This window comes from Mesorhizobium sp. M7A.F.Ca.US.011.01.1.1 (genome assembly GCF_003998295.1).
Lineage (GTDB): Bacteria > Pseudomonadota > Alphaproteobacteria > Rhizobiales > Rhizobiaceae > Mesorhizobium.
Genome location: NZ_RZRT01000158.1, coordinates 1 through 1,707 on the forward strand (window position 1 = coordinate 1; position 1,707 = coordinate 1,707).

1 protein-coding gene is annotated in these 1,707 nt (G+C 64.9%); it reads right to left on the reverse strand.

What is annotated here, in order from left to right; all coding sequences use genetic code 11:
- Positions 1-306: 306 nt before the first annotated feature.
- A complete protein-coding gene (gene holA / locus EOA13_RS36985) occupies positions 307-1,353 on the reverse strand; it encodes a DNA polymerase III subunit delta (protein WP_127298031.1) in 1,047 nt (348 codons plus the stop codon).
- Between the last annotated feature and the right edge of the window lie 354 nt (positions 1,354-1,707).

The window sequence follows — 1,707 nt, forward strand, 5'->3', positions numbered from 1 at the left end:
CACATGAAACTGGTTCGCCGAAGCGCCAAGCGGTTGGGTTGGCGCGATGCTTCGGCGAACCCATCGTAAGGGGAAAACTGTTACCTATGTATCCGGTTCAAACTGTTACCCATCTATCGGCTGGACAAGCGAAGCTCGACGGAGTGGGGGTCGACCTTATACCGAAGCAATGATTGCCGCTTGACCGAGTTTCGTGCGCGCGGGCCAGAGGGGGTCGATTCGACCGGATGCAGATGGAGGCCAGCGCTCCACGCGCAACGACCCCCTCTGTCGCCTTTCGGCGACATCTCCCCCTCGAGGGGGAGATCAGGCGCGCTGCGCCAGCCGGCTGCTCTCCACCGCTATCCCAAGCAGCGCCTGCCTTGCCAGCGCAACCGCAAGATCCGGCCGCCGCCTGGTCTGCAGCACCGCCGTCTGGAGCCGGGTCAACGCGCGGCCGAGCGCGTCGGTGCTCCAACGTTCCAGCGCCTTCTCGACCAGCTTGCGCCTGGAGAAAAACACCGGCGGGCGGGCGGCGGCGACGACCGAGGCGGCGTTGCGGTTGCCGGACTCCATCTGGCCGCGCATGGTCTGGATCTGCTGCAACTGCCGCATTGCCGAGGACAGCACCAGGAAGGGTTGGCCGCCAGACTGGCAATGGCGGGTGAAGGCGGTGTCGAAGTCGCCGATCTTGCCTTCGAGGAGCGCGTCGACCGCGTCGTCGAAAGAGGCGCCGGAGACGTCGCCCGACATCGCCCTGACCTCCTGGAGGCCGATCTCGGTCTGGCCGTGCGCATAGAGCACGAGCTTCTCGATTTCACCGCGCGAGGCCAGCCGGTCGCCGCCGAGATTGCGGCGCAGCGCCTGTCTCGCCTCCATGGTCATCGACATGCCGGCCTTGCTCAGTTCGTGGTCGATGACGGCGTCGATGTCGCGGGCTTCATCGGCGTAGCACGGCAACGCCATGGCGTTGTCCGCCGCCTCGACGATGGCGCGCAGCCCGACGCCCTTCTTGAGATCGCCGGCCTCGATGAGGATGATCGCGTCTCGCGCGGGCTCCGCCGTCAGCGCCTTGACGTCGTCGGCCAGCGCTTTCTGGCCGCTGGCATTGCGCACCCACAAAAGGCGCCGGTCGGAAAACATCGGCACGGTGCGGGCCTCGTCGAGCAGCCGGCCCTCGTCGCGGTCGACCTCCGAACCCTCCAGCCGGACCACGGAGAAGGGATCATCGAGAGGCAGGCCGGTCTTGCCGGCAAAGGCCTTCGCCCGCTCGGAGACGAGACCACGATCGGGGCCGTAAAGCAGGACGATGGAAATACGCTGGTCCGGCTTCGCGAGCCAGCCATCGACTTCGTAAGCTTTCTTCTGTGCCATGGCGGGTTGGTTAGCATGATGCGGGGGCGGGGTGAATGGCTTCCGGCTTGGGTTTCTCTCCTTCCGATCGACGGCGGAGAGGAAAGGCGCGAGTTCGCCAACCTTGGCCCCTTTCCTCTCCCTCCGGAGGGGGTGTTTGGACCGGAGACATCGCGAACAGGTGTGCGAGGACATCGCGAACAGTTTGGCGTGCTTTGCGCCGGGAGGTTCGCGATGCCATTTGGGAACACCAGCGTGATGGATGGGAAGTTGGAGTTTGTGCGTCTTGCGGTGCAGGATGGCAGCAATGTCAGTGCGCTTTGTCGTCGTTTCGGGATTGGCCGAACCTGTGGTCACAAGTTGATCGCGCGGTAT

What these genes read in the sequence shown, in the direction of transcription:
- holA (WP_127298031.1), bottom strand. Translation starts at nt 1,353, where the DNA reads ATGGCACAGAAGAAAGCTTACGAAGTCGATGGCTGGCTCGCGAAGCCG.